Consider the following 21,325-nt stretch of genomic DNA (forward strand, 5'->3'; position numbering starts at 1 on the left):
AATTATTGGTTCGCAAATTTAAAGTATGATTTAACAATAACAAACACCCCAGTTAATACAATTACCAATGAAATTAAATCCATTAAAGTAAAACCATCGTTTACACTAAAATAAAATATAGTAAACATTTCGAAGTATTTAGGTGCTGGCAATATAATCATTGCAAAACCAAGAGTTACCATTACAAACCCAATTAATACAGGAATAAGCATTTCTACATAGTGTTTTACAGCTACAGATTTAGCAACTTTTGTATCGATAAAATTATTTTTAAGGATAGATTCAATTTTATCTAATTTCTGTAAACGCGAAAGCTCATCATCATCAACGGTTTTAAATTCGGCAATCAGTTCAGACTCGCTTAACTTATTATCTATCGCTTTATTAAATTTGTGTTGCAGGGTTTTAATATTGGCAGAATTAATGTCCACTTTATTAAGTGCTACTATTAAGTCGTTTAATTTCTCATCTACAGAAGCTTCTTGCATATTTTGAAAACTTATTGAACTTTCCATCCTGTTAATTGTATTATTGCGTTAAAACAAATTATTTTAATTTAGCATCTTAATCATCTTGGATGAAGCTTGTATCAATCGTTACCGTAAACTTTAATCAGCCTTTAGCAACTATTGCACTGCTTCAATCTTTAAAAAACCAAGGTTATGCAAACATTGAGGTGATATTGGTAGATAACGCCAGCGAGGAAAATCACGAGGCAGTATTCCATAATACTTATCCCAATCTTACCTTTATTCGTACAAAAACCAATTTAGGTTTCGCTGGAGGCAATAATTATGGAATTAATATTGCAAAAGGTGATTATATTTTTCTTCTAAACAACGATACCGAAGTGCCTTACGGCTGTATTACGCAAATGGTTGAAGAATTAGAGGCCGAAGAAAGCATTGGATTATTATCTCCTTTAATTCTTTACGATGATGATAAAAGCATTATTCAATATGCTGGATATACTCCGTTAAACTATCTTACAGCAAGAAATAAACAGATTGGTCAGTTCGAAAAAAACGTTGGGCAATTTGATGGAGTTACCCAAAAAACAGGATTCTGCCATGGCGCCGCCGTAATGTGCCGAACAGAAGATATGCAGAAAGCCGGTTTAATGGATGAAAACTATTTTCTTTATTATGAGGAATTAGACTGGTGCGAGAAGTTTAAAAAAACTGGAAAAGAGATTTATTTTACTGGAAAAACCTTTATTTACCACAAAGAATCGATATCTGTTGGAAAAGAAAGTGCCATAAAAACCTATTTCATAACCCGTAATCGGATGTTGTTTATCCGAAAAAATACTGGTCTTTTAAATACTTTGTTTTTCAGCACTTACTATATTTTTATAGCTTGCCCTAAAATGATTGTAAAATATGCCTTAACGGGAAAAAGTCGCCTTATTAAATGGGTGTTGAAAGCAGTTTTATGGAATTTAACACATCAAAAAAATAGTAAAAATTTAGGTTTTAAAATAAAATAATGATTGTACTTTTTTGGATTTTTCTATTTATCATTTTTTACACTTTTTTTGGCTATGGGATATTTCTTTTTGCAATTGTTAAACTAAAAAAAGCATTCAAAAAGCCATTTAAATTTTCAACGGATGTCGATTTACCGACCGTTTCTTTATTAATAGCTGCCTTTAACGAAGAAGATATTATTGAAGAAAAGATCAAAAACTGTTTAAACTTAGCTTATCCGAAAGAAAAATTACAAATTATTTTTATTACCGATGGTTCATCTGATAACACGCCAAACCTGGTTGCCAGATATTCCGAAGTAACGCTGTTGCATGAAAATATTCGGGAGGGGAAAATGGCTGCTATAAAAAGAGCGCTTCCCCTAATCAAAAATGACATAACTGTTTTCACTGATGCCAATACTTTTTTAAATACCGTAGCAATTAAAGAGTTGGTAAAACACTACCAAAACCCAAAAGTTGGTGCCGTTGCGGGCGAAAAAAGGATTATGGTAGCCCAAAGTGCAGATGCCAGCGCTGCAGGTGAAGGCTTTTACTGGAAATACGAATCAACTTTAAAAAAATGGGATTACGAGCTGTACTCGAATGTTGGTGCCGCTGGCGAGCTGTTCAGTATTAGAACAGCGCTTTATCCACCTGTAGAATCAGATACCATTGTGGATGACCACATGATTGCCATGCGTATTGCCGAAAAAGGATATATCATTGCTTACGAACCCAATGCCTACGCCTTGGAAACCGCATCTGCAAATACAAAAGAGGAACTGAAACGAAAAATAAGAATTGCTGCGGGTGGCATACAGTCTATTTTTAGATTGAGAAAATCGGCCAATCCCTTCCATAATCCCATTCTTACTTTTCAGTACATCAGTCACCGTGTTTTACGATGGACCATTACCCCATGGTTAATGATTTTTGTGCTGTTGTTGAATGTGGCAATCTGTATCAGCTATCCAGCGCTGGTACTTTACCAGATTATCCTTGCTTTGCAGTTTTTATTTTATCTGTCAGCAATAATAGGTGCTGTTTTAGAATCAAGATCCATCAAAATAAAAGTGCTTTTTATTCCTTTTTATTTCTGTATGATGAATTATGCTACCATTGCCGGAACAATTAGATATTTTAAAGGGACACAATCTGCAGCTTGGGAAAAGTCTAAGAGAGCCTCACCCCAACCCTCTCCGAAGGAGAGGGAGCGTCTGACATGACTAATAACGAACCGAACTTTCGGTTAAAAAAAAGCCTAATGACTAATACTAACTAATAACTAACTAACTAACTAACTAAAAACTAACAAACGAAATTAATTACTTCTAAAATATTGCCAAAGGTGTTGGATTTTATAATGCTGAAATCTTGTTTGGCAAACCATTTCACTTCGGTGATTCCTTCTTCTAACTGCGGAACCAATTTCTGGTTACCTTTAGCTTGCATCGCATACCAGTGCGAAATTTTTAAAACGGGCTTACCTTTAATTTCGTAAACGTGATAAGTTTTTATTATTTTCTCGTTCAGCTTTTTAACTTTTAGCCCGCACTCCTCTTCTACTTCCCTAACAGCAGCTTCTTTCTTCTTTTCTTTAGGTTCAAGTTTGCCTTTTGGTAAATCCCATCGGCCATTGCGGTATATAAAAAGGTATTTCCCGTCTTCATTCTTCACCAATCCACCAGCCGCTTCAATCACGCGAACCTTATCTTTGATAGTTTTAAATACCATTTTTGGGTCATTACAAACCATTACAAACAAGGAGTTGGGATTTTTCCTCAAGGCTTGATAAAACTTCTCAAAATCAAAAGACTGGGCTTCAACCAATTGATAATTGATAAGATCTTTAGGAACTTCAGAAGTGATAATTAATGACTTCTCGTTGATATAAATATTGTATTTACTTGTTGTTGCCAATGCTTTTATTTTAATAATCTGCGTTTTTTAAACAAAACTACGTTTTTATAAGCTAATTATTCGTCGGTTAAAGTTTTTGGCGAGTGCATTTAAACTAAGCTCTACTTACCAAAAGACAAAAATTTTCCGGCGCTATTGCTTCTGTATTCGGGAGCATACATACTTTCTATTGTACTTATTCCTGTACTAAATTTTCCGCTCTGCGCTACCCTTAATTCATACTCAAACACATAATTCCCCTTTCTTAAATAATTGATAAAGAAGTTGGTAGAAACATCTTTGCTCACCTGATAATAAAACAAACCATCCTGAGCATTATACCTCGATATCTGTTGTGTAGGCTCGGTAGCGGAAGGACGCATGTCTTTTAATAACACATACTCGTAATCTCGATCGCTTTTTAAAGTAACAATCACTTTTATTAGATCACCAATTTTAGCCAGATAATTTGCGTCAATCTCCATATAGGTACTATTCTGTTGATTTTTCAGATAGTATTTACGAATCAGCTTTAAGCCATTTGCTCCCGGCTTTACCTTATCCTGATTTTCGGTGTATTGCCAGTACATTGCACCGAACGCTGTTTGTGGTGCATTGGTAATTTCTACTTTTCCAAAATCCGGACGGATATCATCTTTGAGCCAATTGGTTTTGATATAACCTGTCTGATCCTCGGCTTTTAAAGCTGGTTTAAGTTCAAAAACACTTTTGCCACCTAATTTTATTTCGGGAATACGGTTATTTTCTAAAACGTTTGACTGTTTTAACAAAGCGTAACAAGCCAATGTAGTAGCTTTACTTGTTCCCCAATTATTGGTTTGCTTTTGACGCAACAGCCATAATTTAAGTTCGGGCAAAAGCGTTGAAGTTGGTTCGGTTTCCTCCAGCATCTCTATCACCAAAGCATGTGTTTCAATAGGTAACTGGTACCAAAAGCAGCCCCAGTTTACGCTTGGCCAATAAGCGCCCATATCTTTGGTTTTAATTGCTCGGTCTTTTATTGAGCTACTGATAGTTTTGGAAAGCTCTTTTTCGCCTAATCGTGATAAAGTAAACGCGGCTAAAGTTTGCTGATATAAACTAAAACTTAGCCAGTGTGCTTTTATATCTTTAACGTAAGCCTGCCATTTAACATTTAAATCCGTGGGAACTGTTTTTTCAAAATAGCTGATTGCATACCAGGCATGTGCATCTAAATAAACATTATCCTTGCCTTCTATTTTACTTTTCACATAAACCAAAAGCTTCTGCGTAACTTCTTCTTGAGTTTTATCTGTTGTTAGCGCTCCGAAACCTTTTAATTGGCCCAAACCAGCCAAAATATATTGGGAAATAAATTGGTCTTCATAAGTACCGCTCATCCATGGAAAAGCGCCGTTTGCCAACTGTAACTGTTTTAGCTTGTTGCTGTAAATAGATTGCTGTTTTTGTATCGAATCCATCTGGAAAAACAATGCAAGCTTTCGTTGCTGTTCTTTCTCGCTTGCTGCATTTTTTAACCAAGGGCTTTCCTGCAATAAGATTGATTTCAGCTCGGGATTTTTAGCTAACTGGGTTATGCTGGCATTGTTGCTACTATCTTTAAATTTGGCGAAATAGTTTTTTATTCCCGGATTTTTATCCAAAATGCGGGTTGCAATCGCATTTGCATACAAAGCGCTAAAAATTGGTTCCGAACCTTCGTATCTAGGTTCTGCCAAGTAAGGAATTGCTTCCGCTACCAACCAATTGGGGTTTGCGGTCCATTCAAAAGTGAGGCTTTTGTGCTGTAACGTTTTACTGTTATTTTTCACAAAATCCTCGAAAATAAAAGTTTTACTTTCCCCTTCTTTAACCAGCATACTCATGCTTTGGGTAAGCAAAATACTGTTTGATAAAACTGGAGCACTATTTTGTTCACCATCTGAAAATTTCCCAGCATCTACAATAAATCGATAGCCTATTGCTTCCACTCCCTCTGGTATCGCCAAACTAAGCTCTGCCATAGCATTACTGTTTGGGCTAATGTTAAACTGGTTTTCCGGGCTGTTAATCAAAACATTTAAAACCTTATTATTTAACAGGTTATAAAACTCAACTCTTAAATTAGCTTTTAAACTATCTATTGTAAGATTGATGACCCTCAATTTAACGTTTACGGTATCTCCAGTTCTAAAAAAACGAGGCATATTGCTCTGTACCATCAAGCTTTTTTGTGCTACAAGTTGCGTATCAATAGCTATACTGTTCAGTTCTTTATCGTAAGCGAAAGCTTTAAAGTGCCATTTTGTTAAGGCATCTGGTAAGGTAAAAGGCATTGTAAAAACACCACGCTCGTCAGCTTTTAATTGTGGGATAAAAAGTGCCGTTTCGGCAAAATTTGTCCGCATGGTTTTACCTACTAAATCATCAGCGCTGGTAAAAATCTGATTAACTGCTTCGGCCTGTACACCAGCAACAGCACCTGTTAGGTCGCTTCTCTTTTGAGTTCCGTAACCTACTACTACAACTTCATTTAAACCATTTATGGGTCCTTCTCCTAATGACGTATTAATTTGAACGTCTCCACTGCTTAAAACATTAGTTCCTCTAATCATTATTTCCATATTGGGGTTTCCTTTAATGGTTTTAATGCCCTTATCAACTGATCTGTTGATGGTAATTATTGGATAGTTTGTATCGCTTTTACAGGTTATTTCTACAAGTTTTTGATCTGCATACTCAATGGAAATCTTGCTATTTTCTGGAACTTTGATCTTAAAATAACCGAAAGAGTTACTTACCGTACTGATATTTTTATCTTTTAGTCTGATAATTGCGCCAGGAACTCCTAAGCCAGTTTGATAATCAACCACTCTCCCATTATAATCAAAACCTGTTTTTACTGCCTTTGCATTTTGCAGATATTGCACTTTAATCAAAGAATCCTGGTAGGTGTTGACGCTGATTTGCTTTACGCGATTTTTGTACTCACGGAATGCGGAATTATAATTTCCAACATAGTTATAATTACCAAAGTCGATGCTTTCATAAAATTTGGGAGAAAAGTATGGAGAAAAATATGACTCACTTCTCGTACTGCTTTGTACCGAACGATTAAAACTATAGATATTCCATACACTGTTGAAGTAAGAAAACCTTGAGCCACTTTTGTTTTTAAATAAGGTTTGCCAATTTTGAGAGCTATAAACTGCATCTAAAGACGCATCGTACATCGTCGCTACCACTTCTGCATCCGCTGGCTGACCGTTTTGTGTGGTGATGCGTAAGCTGATTTTATCTTTTTGTCCCGGCTCCAGTTTGCTTTGGAAGTTTAAAAATTGATAATTCAGCTTTTCTTGCTTTTGTTTGAGTGTAAGGCTTTGATTAAAAGTAAGAACCCTGTTTTTGTAAACCATCAAAAAAGAAATATTTAGCAAGGGTTTATCCCCTAAACCTAAGGTAATTAATCTTGGTTGCTTCCCTGTTTTAATCCATTGGCTCTGTATTTTTTTCTCTTCATCAAAAACCTCCATCAACACATAGACTTGGGGCATGTTAATGCTAAAAGTTGCTTTCTCGGTTTGTAAAATCTGCGTTCGGTCTACCGTTAGCCAATTGTTGATTTTTTGGGCAATTGCTGGTTTATGGATATAATAAAAATCGAAAACACGACTTACAGTATCTCCATCAACAGATTTAGCTTTAATCTCTATCTGATAGTCCCCAGTTTCTAGGTTGCTTATTTTATCGAATTTCAGCGTAAAAGCAGAAGAATCACCATTCATTGTAAGCGACTCAATCCTAATCGAGTTTGATGATTTTTCGGTATCTCCAATTGGCGCTACATCTGGAAAATGTTTTTGGTAATCTTTTAACGAAATAAACGAACTATCTACTTTTTTAAACAACCTAGTTTTTGAATACAATTTTTTAGGTTCTAATTTACTTAGCGAAGCCTCAATGTTTCCATTAACCGGATGAAAGCTCAAGTTTTTTAAGCTTATTTTAAACGGTTTAGCATCAATTTTCGTGACTTTAGAGGGGATTTCTGCATAAATAAAAATATTGTTCTTCTTTACACGAGTGTGAGCACTTTTAATCTGTGTTTCTCCATTTTCATCGGTCACGGTTACGGCTAAGCTATAGTTGATCAATTGCTTTTCTATCGGAACTCTAACAAAATGAGAAGCCAAAAAGCTCACTTTAAACTCTCCATTACCGTCAGTCAAAACGGTAGCTGCTTTCAAAAGTTGCTGGCCAAAGTTTGATTGTTCAAAGTTGGGAATGTAGTTTAAAGACCGATTCAAAACATACGCTACTTTTGCATTTGGCAAGGCGTAACCATTATAAGCCAGTACTTTTCCTTTAAAAGTTACACTGTCATTTAAGTTGTAGGTTTGCTTTTCTGGTATTAAACTAACTTCAAAATTTGGTCTTTTATATTCTTCTAACAATACGCTACCCGCATCGTTATCATTAACTTCAAACCTTATTCTACCGTTTAAAACTTGTTGCGGAATAACAAAACTCCCCTCAAAACTTCCAAACTCGTTGGTGATGGATTTCATGTCGGCTAATTTGGTTCCGTCCTGAGATTTGGCATGAAACTCCACCACAGAATTGCTTGCAAGCTTTGCTTTTTCCGCTCTTTTATCAAAACAGATCCCTTTAAAATAAACGGTTTGCCCGGGGCGGTAAATAGCCCTATCTGTGTAAACTACAGAACTGTTTTTGTCTGCTACCAACTGTGTTTTATAATTCCTTTTGTTAAACGATATTCTTTCCTGGTTTAGGGTGTCTTTTTTATAGATGATCTTTAGGTCCAGATAATCGTATCTATCTACTACTTTTGGAGTTATTACGAATAAACCATCATTCACTTCCGCAACAGCATTCACAACTTTTTCCATCTTTTTTGTAAGCCTACTATACCCCAAAGCAGCGATTTCCGCATTTTTAATAGGCTTTCCAGATTGTCTTTCCTGAACGATGAAGGTATTTTTGTTGTATTTATTTTGCGTAGAACTAATAATGGAAATATTGCTAACCTTTAGATAGGTTGTGCTGTGTTTTTCTTGAGACGAACTGTATTCATTCAGTATATAATAATCACCCGTTGGCAGTGCATCCAGTTTAAACTCGTAGATATGGTTCTGGTAATCTGTAAATTCTGATAGGTTTAAAGTATCAATCCTATAAACCTGTTTGTTTCTTAATTTAATAAATACACTATCTGCATGCTGGGTTACGAAATTAAAATTATTAGTCTTTAATGCGCCAATTTCGTTATCATTTATTTTATAGATTTCTAAAACCAGCTTTTTTGCATTCTTATGATTCACTAATCCTAAAACAGCCTGATCTGGCGTATTTATCTCTTCAAAGGTTAAGTCCGCTTTTACCTCCTCAATGGCTTTTATACCATTTTTTGCAATTATCGTATAAGCTGAATCTAATGTCAGCTCTTTTAATTGCTGGTAATAATCAAATGCCTTAATTTTCTCGGCCTTATTGTAATAATACTGCGCAAGCTTTGCCGTAGCTTCAGATGCAATACCATTTAACTTTGTTTGCCCAGCTAATTCTCCCAACCTTTTTATATACAAACTGTCTTTATTATAGATATTGGTGTTTTTATAAATAAAATCCAGCTTTCTCAGTTCCAAATCTGCTACCGCTTCTTCGTTATGATTTGCTAAATGAAAAGCAGTAGCTTGCTGAATCAGCTTTAAACCTTTTAAATAGTTGTGGTTTGCCTGTTCGTCGGTCAAATTAATTTGTATAAACCCAATAGTTGGTTTAAATAAATCTGGATTAAAAAGCAAAAACAGCGGTTTGGGTTGATTGATAGTCGCATTATAGCTTAAATAATAATCTAAAGCTCTGTTAAGCAACAAGTCGTAAAGCGTTGGCCGATATTTTCTGGTGGTTTGGTCACCAATTAAAACAGCATCGTAATTACCTATTGGAATGCGCTGTAATTCTTTAAGATTATTTAATGAAGCTTGATATAAATAGCCTGTCTCTTCTAATAGTTTGATAGTTCCCCAAAAAGTAAAATCTGTGTTTTGGATAGCTAAATCACTTCGTTGACTTATTTTATACCGATTTTGATTGTAGTATTTATTATAAATCTCGGCTTCAAAAGATTGTAAAATATTTCTTGTTGGGAATGCTGCAACTTTAATCTCTTGGTTTAAACTGCTGATGATTTTTGCAATGGCATCTTCCTGCAAATAGCTGATGAACTTAATCTTATAAACGGTACACTTCAGAAATAAGGTTTCATTGGCTTCCTTTTTAGCCAAAGCTTGTAGCTTTTCCACTTTCGCTAAGGCCGCCTGTGGTTGACCGATACTTTCTAAAGAATCTATGCTATAAAAAACATCGTTAAAGTTAGTTTGTGCAAAAACCGGCTTTGAAGCACAGTAAAAAAAGAATAGTAAGATATATAGCTTTTTCATAGGTTCTTTTTTGGTTTTCTTTGGTCATGAAAATCTCACGACTTTAAGAGAAGATGCATTTTTGTTGCTTATTCCACATTGAGGTATCGGATTTTTTCTAAATCACTCCTATACTTTGAACGTAAGGCTTCGGATATATTCGGAGTGTTGATTACTTCCCGCTGTAATTTCTCGGCTTCAGCAGAAAAGCCAGATAGGTAAAGTAGTTGCGCTAACGTTGCTTTTGCTCTGTAAAAGTGTGGCGACAATAAAAGTGTATGCCGACAATAATTTATCCCTTTATTCAGATAGAATGGATCTCTAATATGGTATTTAACAATTTGATTTGCCCCGTAATATAGTCTATCTGGAAAATAATCTTTACTCCCTACGGTTACGATACTGCCGTTTTTAACACCACTCTTCACCATTTCATTTTTTCTTTTTTCAGCTAATTTAGCTTCATATTTTTTAGATGAATCTGGTGTAACCAGCAGGTATTTATCATAGTACTTGCATAAATAAATCAAGAAGTTTGAGGTATCTTTTGTGCTTCTGTAATAGTTCATCATCACCCATGGGCTGTATATTTCCTTATCATAATCGTTTTTATTATACCTGTACTGATAGGATCTGGCCACGTTTTGGATCATTTTTAAATTTCTTGTTTCTGTAGCGTAGGCGATGGAATTTGTTAATGCCCTTTTATCAAACCGAGGGGAATAATTAGAGTATTCTTTCTTATAAATAGCATTATATAACTCTTTATGGGTAACCGCCTTCTTACTTGCTAAGCCACTGTAAAATGGTCCTGCCCGCATAATCAAAAGTAATATTTCTGAATTTTCAGTATCTGCTTCATCCATTTCAGTAGCAAATTTTTCTATCAATTCGCCGTTATCGTATTGCTTCAATTGTAATTTTAGCCCGATAAAATCTTTTAATTCTTTTTTTGTGATTGTATTTTGCGCTAATTTGTCCTTATAAAATTTCAGATGACTCAATTTTTTGGCTTTTTCCAAAGCACTGTCCCTCATTAATTCAAAGTCTTTCACCAGTTTATTCACACCGAAACTGCTGTGTAGCAAATTACTATCGGCATCAAAAATATAGTAAGCAGGCAGTATTTTAGGCAATTGCTTTTTAAATAAAAAGCTGGTTAAGCTATCGCCAATAGAAATACGGAAACATCTGAAATTTTGGCTCAAAAACGTGGCAGTTTCTTTATTTGTAAGCGAAGAATAGCTTCTAATTTTTTTGACCTTAACCTTATTATAATCAGATAACTGAAGTTCAATAAAAACAAGTTTTTTGCTGTTCTTTAATTTTAAAAAATCAACAGTTCCTGATGTGTCAATTTGCGCAAATGCCGAAAAGCATAAAAAACAAACAACAACAAGCAGGTAGTGTTTTTTCATTTGATGAAGATACCTTTTTTGAAAATAAAAAAGCTTTTAAATGATGTTTAATTTATTTGTCTAATATTATTGTATTTTCGCGTCATGTACAACAAAAGTGAGATTGAAGAGAAAATTGCTGAGTTTTTGTTGCAAATTAAAGCAATTAAATTACAACCAACCGCCCCTTTCACATGGGCATCAGGGTGGAAATCACCCATTTATTGCGACAACCGTATCACGCTATCACATCCATCTATCCGAACTTATATCAGACAGAAACTTGCTGAGCTGGTACAGGAAGAATACGGATCATGCAGTGTAGTTGCCGGTGTTGCAACAGCAGGAATACCTCAAGGTGCTTTGGTAGCGCAAGATTTAGGTTTACCTTTTATATACGTAAGATCAAAAGCCAAAGAACATGGCACCCAAAGTTTAATTGAGGGCGAAATCAATCCCGGACAGCGTGTGGTTGTAGTAGAAGATTTAATTTCTACAGGCAAAAGTAGCATACAGGCTGTTCATGCTTTACGCGAAGCAGGTTATGAGGTAGCTGGCTTAGTTGCCATTTTTTCTTACGGATTTGATATCGCTACAGAAAACTTTGCTGAAGCTAAATGTAGGTTTGCAACTTTATCCAACTACAGCGCACTAATTGAATATGCTGCTGAACATAACTTTATTCAGAAAAATGATATTGAGCTACTGAGCGACTGGAGAAAAAATCCTGCAACTTGGGGTCAGTAAACAAAATATAATAACCATGACAACTTTCGAAAGTAGCGTAAGCATTGCACAACCGATAGAAAAAGTTTATGCTTTTTTAAGCGATTTAAACAACCATCAGCAATTGATGCCCGAAAATATCTATAACTGGAGCAGTACTGCAGATGAAGCAAAATTCACCATACAAAACATGGCGAAATTGGCGTTAAAAGTAAGTTCGAGAGTTGAGAATTCGGAAATATCAATAGACCCATCAGAAGAAGCACCTTTTGCTTTAAATATGAAATGGTTAGTTGTTACAGATGTTAACGGCACTACTGCCAAACTAATTGTATCGGCAGAACTTAATATGATGATGAAAATGATGGCCAGTGGCCCGTTACAAAAACTGGTAGATCATCAAACAAGTGCTTTAGAAAAAGCATTGGCATAAAGCAAATGGGGATTAAGAATCTTCGGTCTTTTAAATCTTCTGATGTTCTTAATCTTCACTCCTTATTTCAAATTTTATTTTCTTTTCAATATTCATCAAAAGTTCATGCAATCCGGCAGATTGTAGAGCTCCTTATATTTTCTGCAAAGGTTATCCGTATAAAAATCAGATTTAAGAACTAATTTTACATTCGTTCCCTTTCCAGCTGTTCTCGCATATGATTGTTTAGGTTTTCTACGTTTTTTGGAACGCTCTCTTCAGTTGCAGTGGTTTTATATCTTATAATTTTTTAAAGCAATTGGATATCTAATTTACTCATATACAATATCGACGAGAACAAAACAAACAACTGAAATTTCGTCAGCAAAAAACCAAGCCCCTAAGACAAAAAGTCACTATCGCTCAACCTATTAAGACATTCGTCACTTTTATTGACTAAACCCTTATTTGGTTATATTTTTGTTGCCACTCTACCCGAGGAACAATATTATGAACTTTAACAATTTTACAATCAAAGCGCAGGAAGCTGTTCAAAAAGCTTCTGAAATTACGCAGGGTTTTCAGCAACAAGCTATTGAACCCGCACATATTTTAAAAGGTTTGTTATCTGTTGATGAAAATGTAGTCGGCTATATTCTTAAAAAACTAAACGTAAATATTAACCGGCTTAACTCATCGCTTGACGAGCAGATTAACACTTACCCAAAAGTTAGCGGTACGGAAGTTTACCTTTCTTCATCTTCAAATTCGGTTTTACAAAAAGCCACAGGCTATTTAAAAGAATTTAAAGATGAGTTTGTGTCGGTAGAACATCTCCTTTTGGGGATTTTAGAGGCAGGCGACAAAACTTCATCTCTTTTAAAAGATCAAGGTGTTACCGAAAAAGACTTAAAGAAAGCAATTAAAGATTTACGTGGCGATGCAAAAGTGACCGACCAAAACGCGGAAGCGAGTTATCAAGCACTAAACAAATATGCTCGTAATTTAAACGAATACGCCGAATCGGGCAAACTAGACCCAGTAATTGGTCGTGATGAAGAAATCAGAAGGGTAATCCAGATTTTATCTCGTCGTACTAAAAACAATCCAATCTTAATTGGTGAACCTGGCGTAGGTAAAACCGCTATTGCAGAAGGAATTGCTTTTAGAATCATTAAAGGTGATGTGCCCGAAAATTTAAAATCCAAAACGGTTTACTCTTTAGACATGGGCGCTTTAATTGCCGGTGCAAAATACAAAGGTGAGTTTGAAGAACGTTTAAAAGCTGTTGTAAAAGAAGTTGCCGATAGTGATGGTGATTTGATTTTATTCATCGATGAAATTCACACTTTGGTTGGTGCCGGTGGCGGCGAAGGTGCTATGGATGCGGCAAACATCCTAAAACCTGCTTTGGCCCGTGGCGAACTAAGAGCAATTGGTGCCACAACACTCAATGAATACCAAAAATATTTAGAAAAAGATAAAGCTTTGGAGCGTAGGTTCCAGAAAGTAATGGTGGAAGAGCCGGATACCGCCGATGCTATTTCTATTTTACGTGGCTTAAAAGAACGTTACGAAACTCACCACAAGGTTAGGATTAAAGATGAAGCCATTATTGCAGCGGTTGAACTTTCTCAACGCTATATATCCGATAGATTCTTACCAGATAAAGCCATTGATTTAATGGACGAAGCCGCATCTAAACTTAGGATGGAAATGGACTCTGTGCCAGAGGCAGTGGACGAGCTTGACCGTAAAATTATGCAGTTAGAAATTGAACGTGAAGCAATTAAACGCGAAAAAGACGAGCGAAAAGTAGAGGATTTATCTAAAGAAATTGCCGATTTATCTTCTGAACGTGATGAGCTGAAAGCAAAATGGCAAGGCGAAAAAGATTTAGTTGACGGTTTAAATTCGAAAATTGAGAAAATTGAGGATTTAAAACAAGAAGCTGACCAAGCCGAAAGAGCTGGGGATTACGGAAAAGTAGCTGAGATCCGTTACGGAAGAATTAAGGAAACACAAGAAGAAGTCGAAAAACTCAAAACCGAACTCCACAGCAAAACTTCTGACAGCAGAATGCTTAAAGAAGAAGTTACTGCTGAAGACATTGCTGGCGTTGTTGCCCGTTGGACAGGTATTCCGGTCAATAAATTAGTGGCTAGTGAGCGTGAAAAACTATTAACGCTAGAAGCCGAATTACATAAAAGAGTTGCCGGACAGCATGAAGCAATTGAGGCTTTAGCCGATGCAATAAGACGCTCTAGGGCTGGTTTAAATGACCAAAGAAAGCCAATTGGGTCATTTATATTTTTAGGAACAACAGGTGTGGGCAAAACCGAACTGGCAAAAGCTTTAGCTGAGTTTTTATTCAACGACGAACATAGTATGGTGCGTATTGATATGAGTGAATATCAGGAACGCCACTCCGTAAGTAGATTGATTGGTGCGCCTCCGGGGTATGTTGGTTATGATGAAGGCGGACAGTTAACAGAGGCGGTTCGTAGAAAACCTTATTCTGTGATATTGTTGGATGAAATTGAAAAAGCGCATCCGGATGTGTTTAACATTTTATTGCAGGTTTTAGATGATGGACGATTGACGGATAATAAAGGTAGAATGGTGAATTTCAAAAACACAATCATTATTATGACGTCCAATATTGGTTCCCATTTGATTCAGGAAAACTTTAGTCTGTTGGTTGATGATAACCGAGACGAAGTAATCGCAAAAACCAAGAATGAAGTTTTTGAATTACTTAAAAAAACCATCCGTCCTGAATTTTTAAACCGGATTGACGAGGTAATCATGTTTACTCCATTGAACCGCGATGAAATTAGAGATATTGTAAAACTACAGTTTGTGGGTGTACAAAAATCGCTTGCAGAAATGGGAATATCCATTGAAGCATCTGAAGAAGCTTTAGATTGGCTGGCGGAGTTAGGTTACGATCCGCAATTTGGGGCTCGCCCTTTAAAAAGAGTAGTACAAAAAAGAATTTTGAATGAACTGTCTAAACAGATTTTAGCCGGAACGGTTGACCGTGACAGCAAAATTAAAATAGATGTATTTGATAAAAACTTCGTTTTTTTGAATACTCAATCTGGGGCGGATAAAAAATATGTACAGCCAAAAGATTAACTTTTTTATTTACAAAACGTAATAAAAATTCATATCATTATAAGCCATCCCAGAATTCAGGGATGGCTTTTCTGTTTACCAACTTTTGATTAAGAATTAACAGTACTCCAGATTGCCGAAAGAACATTTACAATCTGGTTTATCGATTATTAAACACAAAAAAATCTCAACCAGAATATTTTAAAAATCTCACAGATATCACAGAATTCGCCAACAATTCATAATAAAAATATAATTTCAGGGTGCATAATAAATAGAATTCAAAACCTGGAAACCCCAATATTAGGAAATAAGCTTAGGTAACAAGTTGCACCATCCTAATTACTATTTTTCACCAATCTCTTTATAAAACAAGCATTATGTATAACATTATTTATTGTAAAATATTTGCTTTTTAAAGTTTTATACAATAATTTGGTAACGTAATGGTTACAGAGTATTATCAACCGTGTAAATCGTCTATTGACAATGAGCTTCTCATTTCTATTAGAAATGATGACCGGTTTGCATTTAATACAATTTATAATCAATACTGGTCAAAACTTTATTTATTTGCGTACAATATTTTAAGAAATCGCGAAGCTGCCGAAGATATTGTTCAAGACATTTTCATTCAACTTTGGCAAAAAAGAGCCGACGTTCACATCGATAACCTACAAAACTATTTATACACTGCGGTTCGGTATCAAGTATTCAGATCAATTAGAGATGGAAAAAACCGTACGAATTTGCTTGAGCGATTCCTAAAGTTTAGTCCACAAGTTGAGATAGAAAGCGTACTCTTCGAAAAGGAAATAAACCAACGTTTGGATGAAAGTATCGCACTTTTACCTGCTCGGTGTAAAGAAATATTTACGCTTAGCAGAAAAGAACATTTATCTATAAAAGAAATTTCTAAAAGATTAGAGATTAGCCCTAAAACTATCGAAAACCAGATTACTATAGCAATACGTCGCGTCCGAGCTAATATGACTGATCTTTTCACTTGGCTTGTGTTCTTAATTTACTATTGCCTTTAAAACTTCTAATTTATTTTTGTACTTCTTTGGGGGCAAATGTATTTTTACGGTACATACTGTTAAAAGCAATACTATTTTGACAGAAGAAAAATTCAAGAGTTTACTCAACAACTATTTAGAAGGAACCGCAAGCGAACAAGACCAACAAAGGTTAATTAACTTTTATGATGATATCCAAAAAGATAAATTAAGTTGGATAACTTCAGAGATGGGTGAACAAGAACAAGTTCGACAAGCTCTTCTAAATAAGATAAATGATCGCTTAGATTGTAAATCAAAAAAACTTAAAAACAAAAACCGTTGGCAACTATCTATTGCAGCTTCCTTAATTTTGCTTCTCAGCATAGGGAGTTATACATATCTTAAACTTCATCAAAAAGAAATTGCTTATCATCAAAAATCCAACGAAATCAAACCTGGTTGCAACAAAGCTATTCTAACCTTAGCTAACGGCAAAAAGATTAGCCTCGATGACAGCCATAGCGGTAAGATTGTGGAAGAGGCAGGCGTTCTCATCACCAAAACAGGTGAAGGAAAACTGGTTTATAATGTTGTTACTAGTAAAGCGCTACCTGCCGATGTTGCGATTACTTATAATACAATAAGCACCCCAAAAGGTGGGCAATATCAAATTGATTTGCCTGATGGTACAAAAGTGTGGTTAAACGCAGCATCTTCATTAAAATATCCCATTCAATTTAAAACTAATGAAAGGATAGTTGAATTATCAGGAGAAGGGTATTTTGAAGTGGCCAAAGATAAAAGCAGACCATTTAAGGTGATTACCGCTATGCAACAAGTAGAAGTTTTAGGAACTCATTTTAACATCAATTCTTACAGCGACGAGCCATCGGTAAAAACTACTTTATTAGAAGGCAAAGTCAGCGTATTTCCACTATACACGAACAAAAAGAAAGGAAATCCTGATACCCAACATGCCATATTGAAACCCAACCAGCAATCTGTTATGATTGACCAACAAATTAAAGTTTTAGCTATTGATGCTCAAACTGTTATAGACTGGAGAAATGGGGAGTTTATATTCAATGACGAACCTATTAAAACAGCGATGAGAAAATTAGCCCGTTGGTACGATGTGGATGTTGTTTACGAGGGTAATTTTGACGACATCTATTTCGGTGGATCTTTTTCCAAGTTTGTCAACCTCAATGAGTCTGTTAAAATATTAGAATCTACCAATAAATTACGATGCAAAATCATAGGAAGGAGGGTTTACATGAAGAGATAAGATGCACTTCCATCTGTGTAGCCCACAAAAAAACCGGAAGTGTTAGCGCACTTCCGGCAATCAATAAAATGGACCCTACAGCAATACCTAATCGAAATTACTAACCAAACCAATATAGTCTAGTTTGTAAAGGCTATACTTTATTAATCCAAATTATTCAAATGTATGAAAATTTATAATTTTAATTTATATGAACTTCTCCATATAAAGGGTAAAATTTTACTGACTATGAAGTTTATACTCATCCTGTTTTTAACCAGCATTTTACAGGTAAACGCTGCAAGTTATGCGCAAAAGAATATCAAACTTTCAGAAAAAAACGCACCCTTAACAAAGATTTTAAAATCCATTAAATCACAAAGTGGTTATAATGTGTTTTTTATCCAAAGCGATCTTAATAAGGCGAATCCTGTAACTATTGAAATTAAAGACGCCTCATTAGACGAAGTCCTCAAATTGTGTTTTTTTAATCAGCCTTTAAATTATACGATAGAGGCTAAAACGATTATCATCAAAGAAAAGCTAACTGAAAGTTTAGAAAAAGCAGATCCAATTAAAATTTCGGGTACAATTAGAGATGGTGCTGGTCTGCCTATTCCTGGCGTTGCGGTTAAGATTGTAGGAAAAAAAAGAGCAACAGTGACCAATACTTTGGGGAAGTATTCGATTGAAGTTGAACTTAGAGATTTGTTAGAGTTTTCTTATTTAGGTTATACTTCAAGGACCATAGAGGTTACTGGAATCGGGAGTATAGATGTAATCTTAGAACCAGCCGAGGCTAACAAATTAGATGAAATAGCCGTGGTTGGTTATGGAAAGCAGAAGAAAATAAGTGTGGTTGGAGCATTAACAACCATTAAACCCGAAGAATTAAGAATTCCGACCAGTAATTTATCGAATGCCTTAGCAGGAAAATTAGCTGGAGTTATTGCTTTCCAGCGTTCTGGAGAGCCAGGTGCCGACGGTGCTTCTTTTTACATTAGAGGTATTTCTACCTTTAGTGGTGCTACTAGTCCATTAATTGTTTTAGATGGAGTGGCAGTTAGTCAAGGTGATTTAAACGCTTTGGCTCCAGAGGTCATCGAAAGCTTCTCTATTTTAAAGGATGCCACTGCAACTGCGATTTATGGCTCGAGAGGAGCAAATGGGGTAATGATTGTAACTACCAAAACCGGAAAAGATTTAGAGCGTCCGCGGATAAATTTGAGAATAGAAAATTCGATTTCTGCACCAAGTTCTGTACCTAAATTTGTAGATGGGGCAAGATTTATGGAGCTCTATAATGAAGCAGTAATTGGGCGTGGAACTGGGGAACGTCCTTATCAACAGGACAAAATAGATGGAACTCGAGCACACCTAGATCCACTCGTTTTCCCAGACGTAAACTGGTACGATGAAATGTTCAAAGCTTCTTCTCAAAACCGTAGTGTAAATTTCAATATCCTAGGTGGGGGTAAGCGTATCGATTATTTTATGAGTGGAACCTACAACCAAGATAATGGGATGCTCAAAAAATTTGATGTGAATAGTTACGATAATAATATTTCTGTAAAAAGATACTCTTTCCAAAACAACTTAAACGCAAATTTATCAAGTACTACAAAGTTAGCTTTACGAATAAATACGCAGTTAAGAGACTATTCAGGTGCATCTAGACCAGTAAAAGACATCTTTGGCGATGCTATGAATGCGAATGGAGTAGATTTTCCAATTATTTTCCCTAATGCTACTGGTAGTAAAAGTATTCTTTTTGGAGGTAAATCGGGAGGTCGCGTAAACGGAGGCTTTATTAATCCTTTTGCTGAAATGGTTAGAGGTTATAGCAATAATTTTCAGAGTACTGTAATTGCTACTGTTGATGGTGAGCAAAAATTGGACTTTATAACCCCTGGACTATCTTTCAAAGCATTGGCCTCTTTCAAGAATTATAGTGAAACAAATACAATACGAATAAGAAATGTCAATAACTTTGAAGTCAATCCAGCTACCTTGGTTGCGGGAGCAGATGGAAAGTACACTTATGATCTCGCTCAAGTAGGGTCTACTTTAAGTGAAACGTTAGAGACTACCAATCAACCGGCAGGAAATAGAAAGCTATATTTCCAAGCATCTTTTGATTATAATAAAACTTTTGGTGTTAGACACAATGTGTCTGGTTTATTGTTATATAACCAAGAAGAGTTTAACGTAAATGCTCCTGCAGATTTTATTTCTTCTTTACCTAGACGTTCTCAAGGTATTGCAGGACGTACCACTTATTCTTATGACAATAAGTATTTAGCAGAGTTTAATTTTGGCTATAATGGTTCTGAAAGTTTTTCAAAAAACAATAGATTTGGATTTTTCCCTTCAGCAGCATTAGGATATGTGTTAAGTAGTGAACCTTTTTTAAAACCGTTAGCTAATGTGGTTAGCTTTCTTAAATTCAGAGGATCTTGGGGACTGGTTGGTAATGATCAAATCTTATTGGGCGATGGAACCCCTGCGAGATTCATTTATTTATCGGATATAGACTTACAAGGGCAACAGTTTACTACCGGAGTAAGCCAAGACTATAGCAAAAGCGGTCCACTCTATTCACGTTTTGCAAATCCTAATATTACTTGGGAAGTTGCCGAGAAGATTAATCTTGGCATGGACTTAAGCCTGTTTAGAGATTTAAATATTACTGTTGACATATTTAAGGAAAACCGTAAAAACATATTTTTGACGCGTCGGGTAATACCAGACTTCTTCGGAACCACCGGTACGACGGTTTATAGTAATTTAGGAAAAGTATTAAATAAAGGGATAGATGCCTCTGTAGATTATACACGTGAACTCTCTTCTAATTTAACCATGAGCCTTAAAGGTACTTTTACTTTAGCTAAAAACAAGGTAATTGCGAATGATGAACCTGCGTTTACAAAATACAAAAACATCTCTTCGGTGGGTTATCCAGTAAACTCTTTATTAGGCTACGAAGCCCAACGACTATTTATTGATCAAGCAGAAATAAGTCGCAGTGCTTTACAACAAATTGGTGGATTCGTACAAGCAGGAGATCTAAAATATCGAGACGTAACCAATGATATTGATGGATTAAATATGGTAAATAGCGATGACCGTATTAGAATGGGGTATCCCACAGTTCCGGAAATTGTATATGGTTTTGGACCGTCTTTTAGGTTTAAAAAGATAGATTTTTCCTTCTTTTTCCAAGGGGTAGCACATACTTCCTTCTTTATAAGTGGTTTTCATCCATTCGGAACTAGCGATCAACGTAACGTTTTAAGATTTGTAGAGGCAGACCATTGGAGTCCCGAAAACCCAAATATCTACGCCGCTTATCCTCGTCTAAGTAAATTAGATAATCCTAATAACACAACAAACTCTTCTTTTTGGTTAAGGAATGGTTCATTTTTAAAACTAAGAAATGTAGAGTTAGGTTATACTCATAAATTTTTACGGGTTTATGTGAGTGGCTTAAATGTACTTACTTTTTCTAAGTTTAAAGAGTGGGATCCTGAACAAGGCGGAGGTAATGGATTATCATACCCAACGCAACGAGTGTTTAATGTTGGACTACAAATGGGCTTTAAATAAA

At 35.6% G+C, this 21,325-nt stretch carries 12 protein-coding genes; 8 read left to right on the forward strand and 4 right to left on the reverse strand.

Annotation, left to right across the window (positions count from 1 at the left end; translation table 11 throughout):
• Window positions 1-2 precede the first annotated feature (2 nt).
• A complete protein-coding gene (locus B176_RS0112025; RefSeq protein ID WP_017259065.1) occupies window positions 3-515 on the reverse strand; it encodes a hypothetical protein in 513 nt (170 codons plus the stop codon).
• Between the two features lie 62 nt (window positions 516-577).
• Here B176_RS0112025 and B176_RS0112030 point away from each other — a divergent pair, with 62 nt between their 5' ends.
• Together B176_RS0112030 and B176_RS19510 are read left to right on the forward strand one after the other, a co-directional pair.
• Window positions 578-1,489, forward strand: a complete 912-nt coding sequence (locus tag B176_RS0112030; RefSeq protein ID WP_017259066.1) for a glycosyltransferase family 2 protein — start codon at window positions 578-580, stop codon at window positions 1,487-1,489.
• Window positions 1,489-2,697, forward strand: a complete 1,209-nt coding sequence (locus B176_RS19510) for a glycosyltransferase family 2 protein (RefSeq protein WP_017259067.1) — start codon at window positions 1,489-1,491, stop codon at window positions 2,695-2,697. Before B176_RS0112030 ends, B176_RS19510 begins: the two co-directional genes overlap by 1 nt.
• A gap of 82 nt (window positions 2,698-2,779) precedes the next feature.
• Here B176_RS19510 and B176_RS0112040 read toward each other — a convergent pair whose 3' ends face one another.
• The 3 genes from B176_RS0112040 to B176_RS0112050 all read right to left on the reverse strand — a co-directional run bounded on the left by B176_RS0112040 (window position 2,780) and on the right by B176_RS0112050 (window position 11,213).
• Window positions 2,780-3,391 (reverse strand): NUDIX domain-containing protein, encoded by a 612-nt coding sequence (locus B176_RS0112040; RefSeq protein ID WP_017259068.1) that lies wholly within the window; start codon window positions 3,389-3,391, stop codon window positions 2,780-2,782.
• Between the two features lie 101 nt (window positions 3,392-3,492).
• The gene (locus B176_RS19515; protein WP_017259069.1) at window positions 3,493-9,816 is read right to left on the reverse strand and encodes an alpha-2-macroglobulin family protein; all 6,324 of its coding nucleotides are present in this window, start codon (window positions 9,814-9,816) and stop codon (window positions 3,493-3,495) included.
• Window positions 9,817-9,884: 68 nt separating this feature from the next.
• The gene (locus B176_RS0112050; RefSeq protein ID WP_017259070.1) at window positions 9,885-11,213 is read right to left on the reverse strand and encodes a hypothetical protein; all 1,329 of its coding nucleotides are present in this window, start codon (window positions 11,211-11,213) and stop codon (window positions 9,885-9,887) included.
• Between the two features lie 84 nt (window positions 11,214-11,297).
• Between B176_RS0112050 and pyrE the strand changes: the two genes are divergently transcribed.
• The 6 genes from pyrE to B176_RS0112080 all read left to right on the forward strand — a co-directional run bounded on the left by pyrE (window position 11,298) and on the right by B176_RS0112080 (window position 21,324).
• The gene (gene pyrE, locus B176_RS0112055) at window positions 11,298-11,939 is read left to right on the forward strand and encodes an orotate phosphoribosyltransferase (protein WP_017259071.1); all 642 of its coding nucleotides are present in this window, start codon (window positions 11,298-11,300) and stop codon (window positions 11,937-11,939) included.
• Between the two features lie 16 nt (window positions 11,940-11,955).
• Window positions 11,956-12,351, forward strand: coding sequence for an SRPBCC family protein (locus tag B176_RS0112060; RefSeq protein ID WP_017259072.1), 396 nt, complete (start codon window positions 11,956-11,958; stop codon window positions 12,349-12,351).
• Between the two features lie 489 nt (window positions 12,352-12,840).
• Complete coding sequence (gene clpB, locus B176_RS0112065; RefSeq protein WP_017259073.1) at window positions 12,841-15,471, forward strand: ATP-dependent chaperone ClpB; 2,631 nt, start codon at window positions 12,841-12,843, stop codon at window positions 15,469-15,471.
• A gap of 425 nt (window positions 15,472-15,896) precedes the next feature.
• A complete protein-coding gene (locus B176_RS0112070; RefSeq protein WP_017259074.1) occupies window positions 15,897-16,490 on the forward strand; it encodes an RNA polymerase sigma-70 factor in 594 nt (197 codons plus the stop codon).
• A 76-nt stretch (window positions 16,491-16,566) separates the two neighbouring features.
• Entirely contained in the window at window positions 16,567-17,739 is a 1,173-nt protein-coding gene (locus B176_RS0112075) for a FecR family protein (protein ID WP_040540547.1), read from the forward strand.
• A gap of 228 nt (window positions 17,740-17,967) precedes the next feature.
• Entirely contained in the window at window positions 17,968-21,324 is a 3,357-nt protein-coding gene (locus B176_RS0112080) for a TonB-dependent receptor (protein ID WP_017259076.1), read from the forward strand.
• Window position 21,325: the final 1 nt, after the last annotated feature.

Source organism: Pedobacter arcticus A12, from assembly GCF_000302595.1.
GTDB classification, from domain to species: Bacteria; Bacteroidota; Bacteroidia; order Sphingobacteriales; family Sphingobacteriaceae; genus Pseudopedobacter; species Pseudopedobacter arcticus.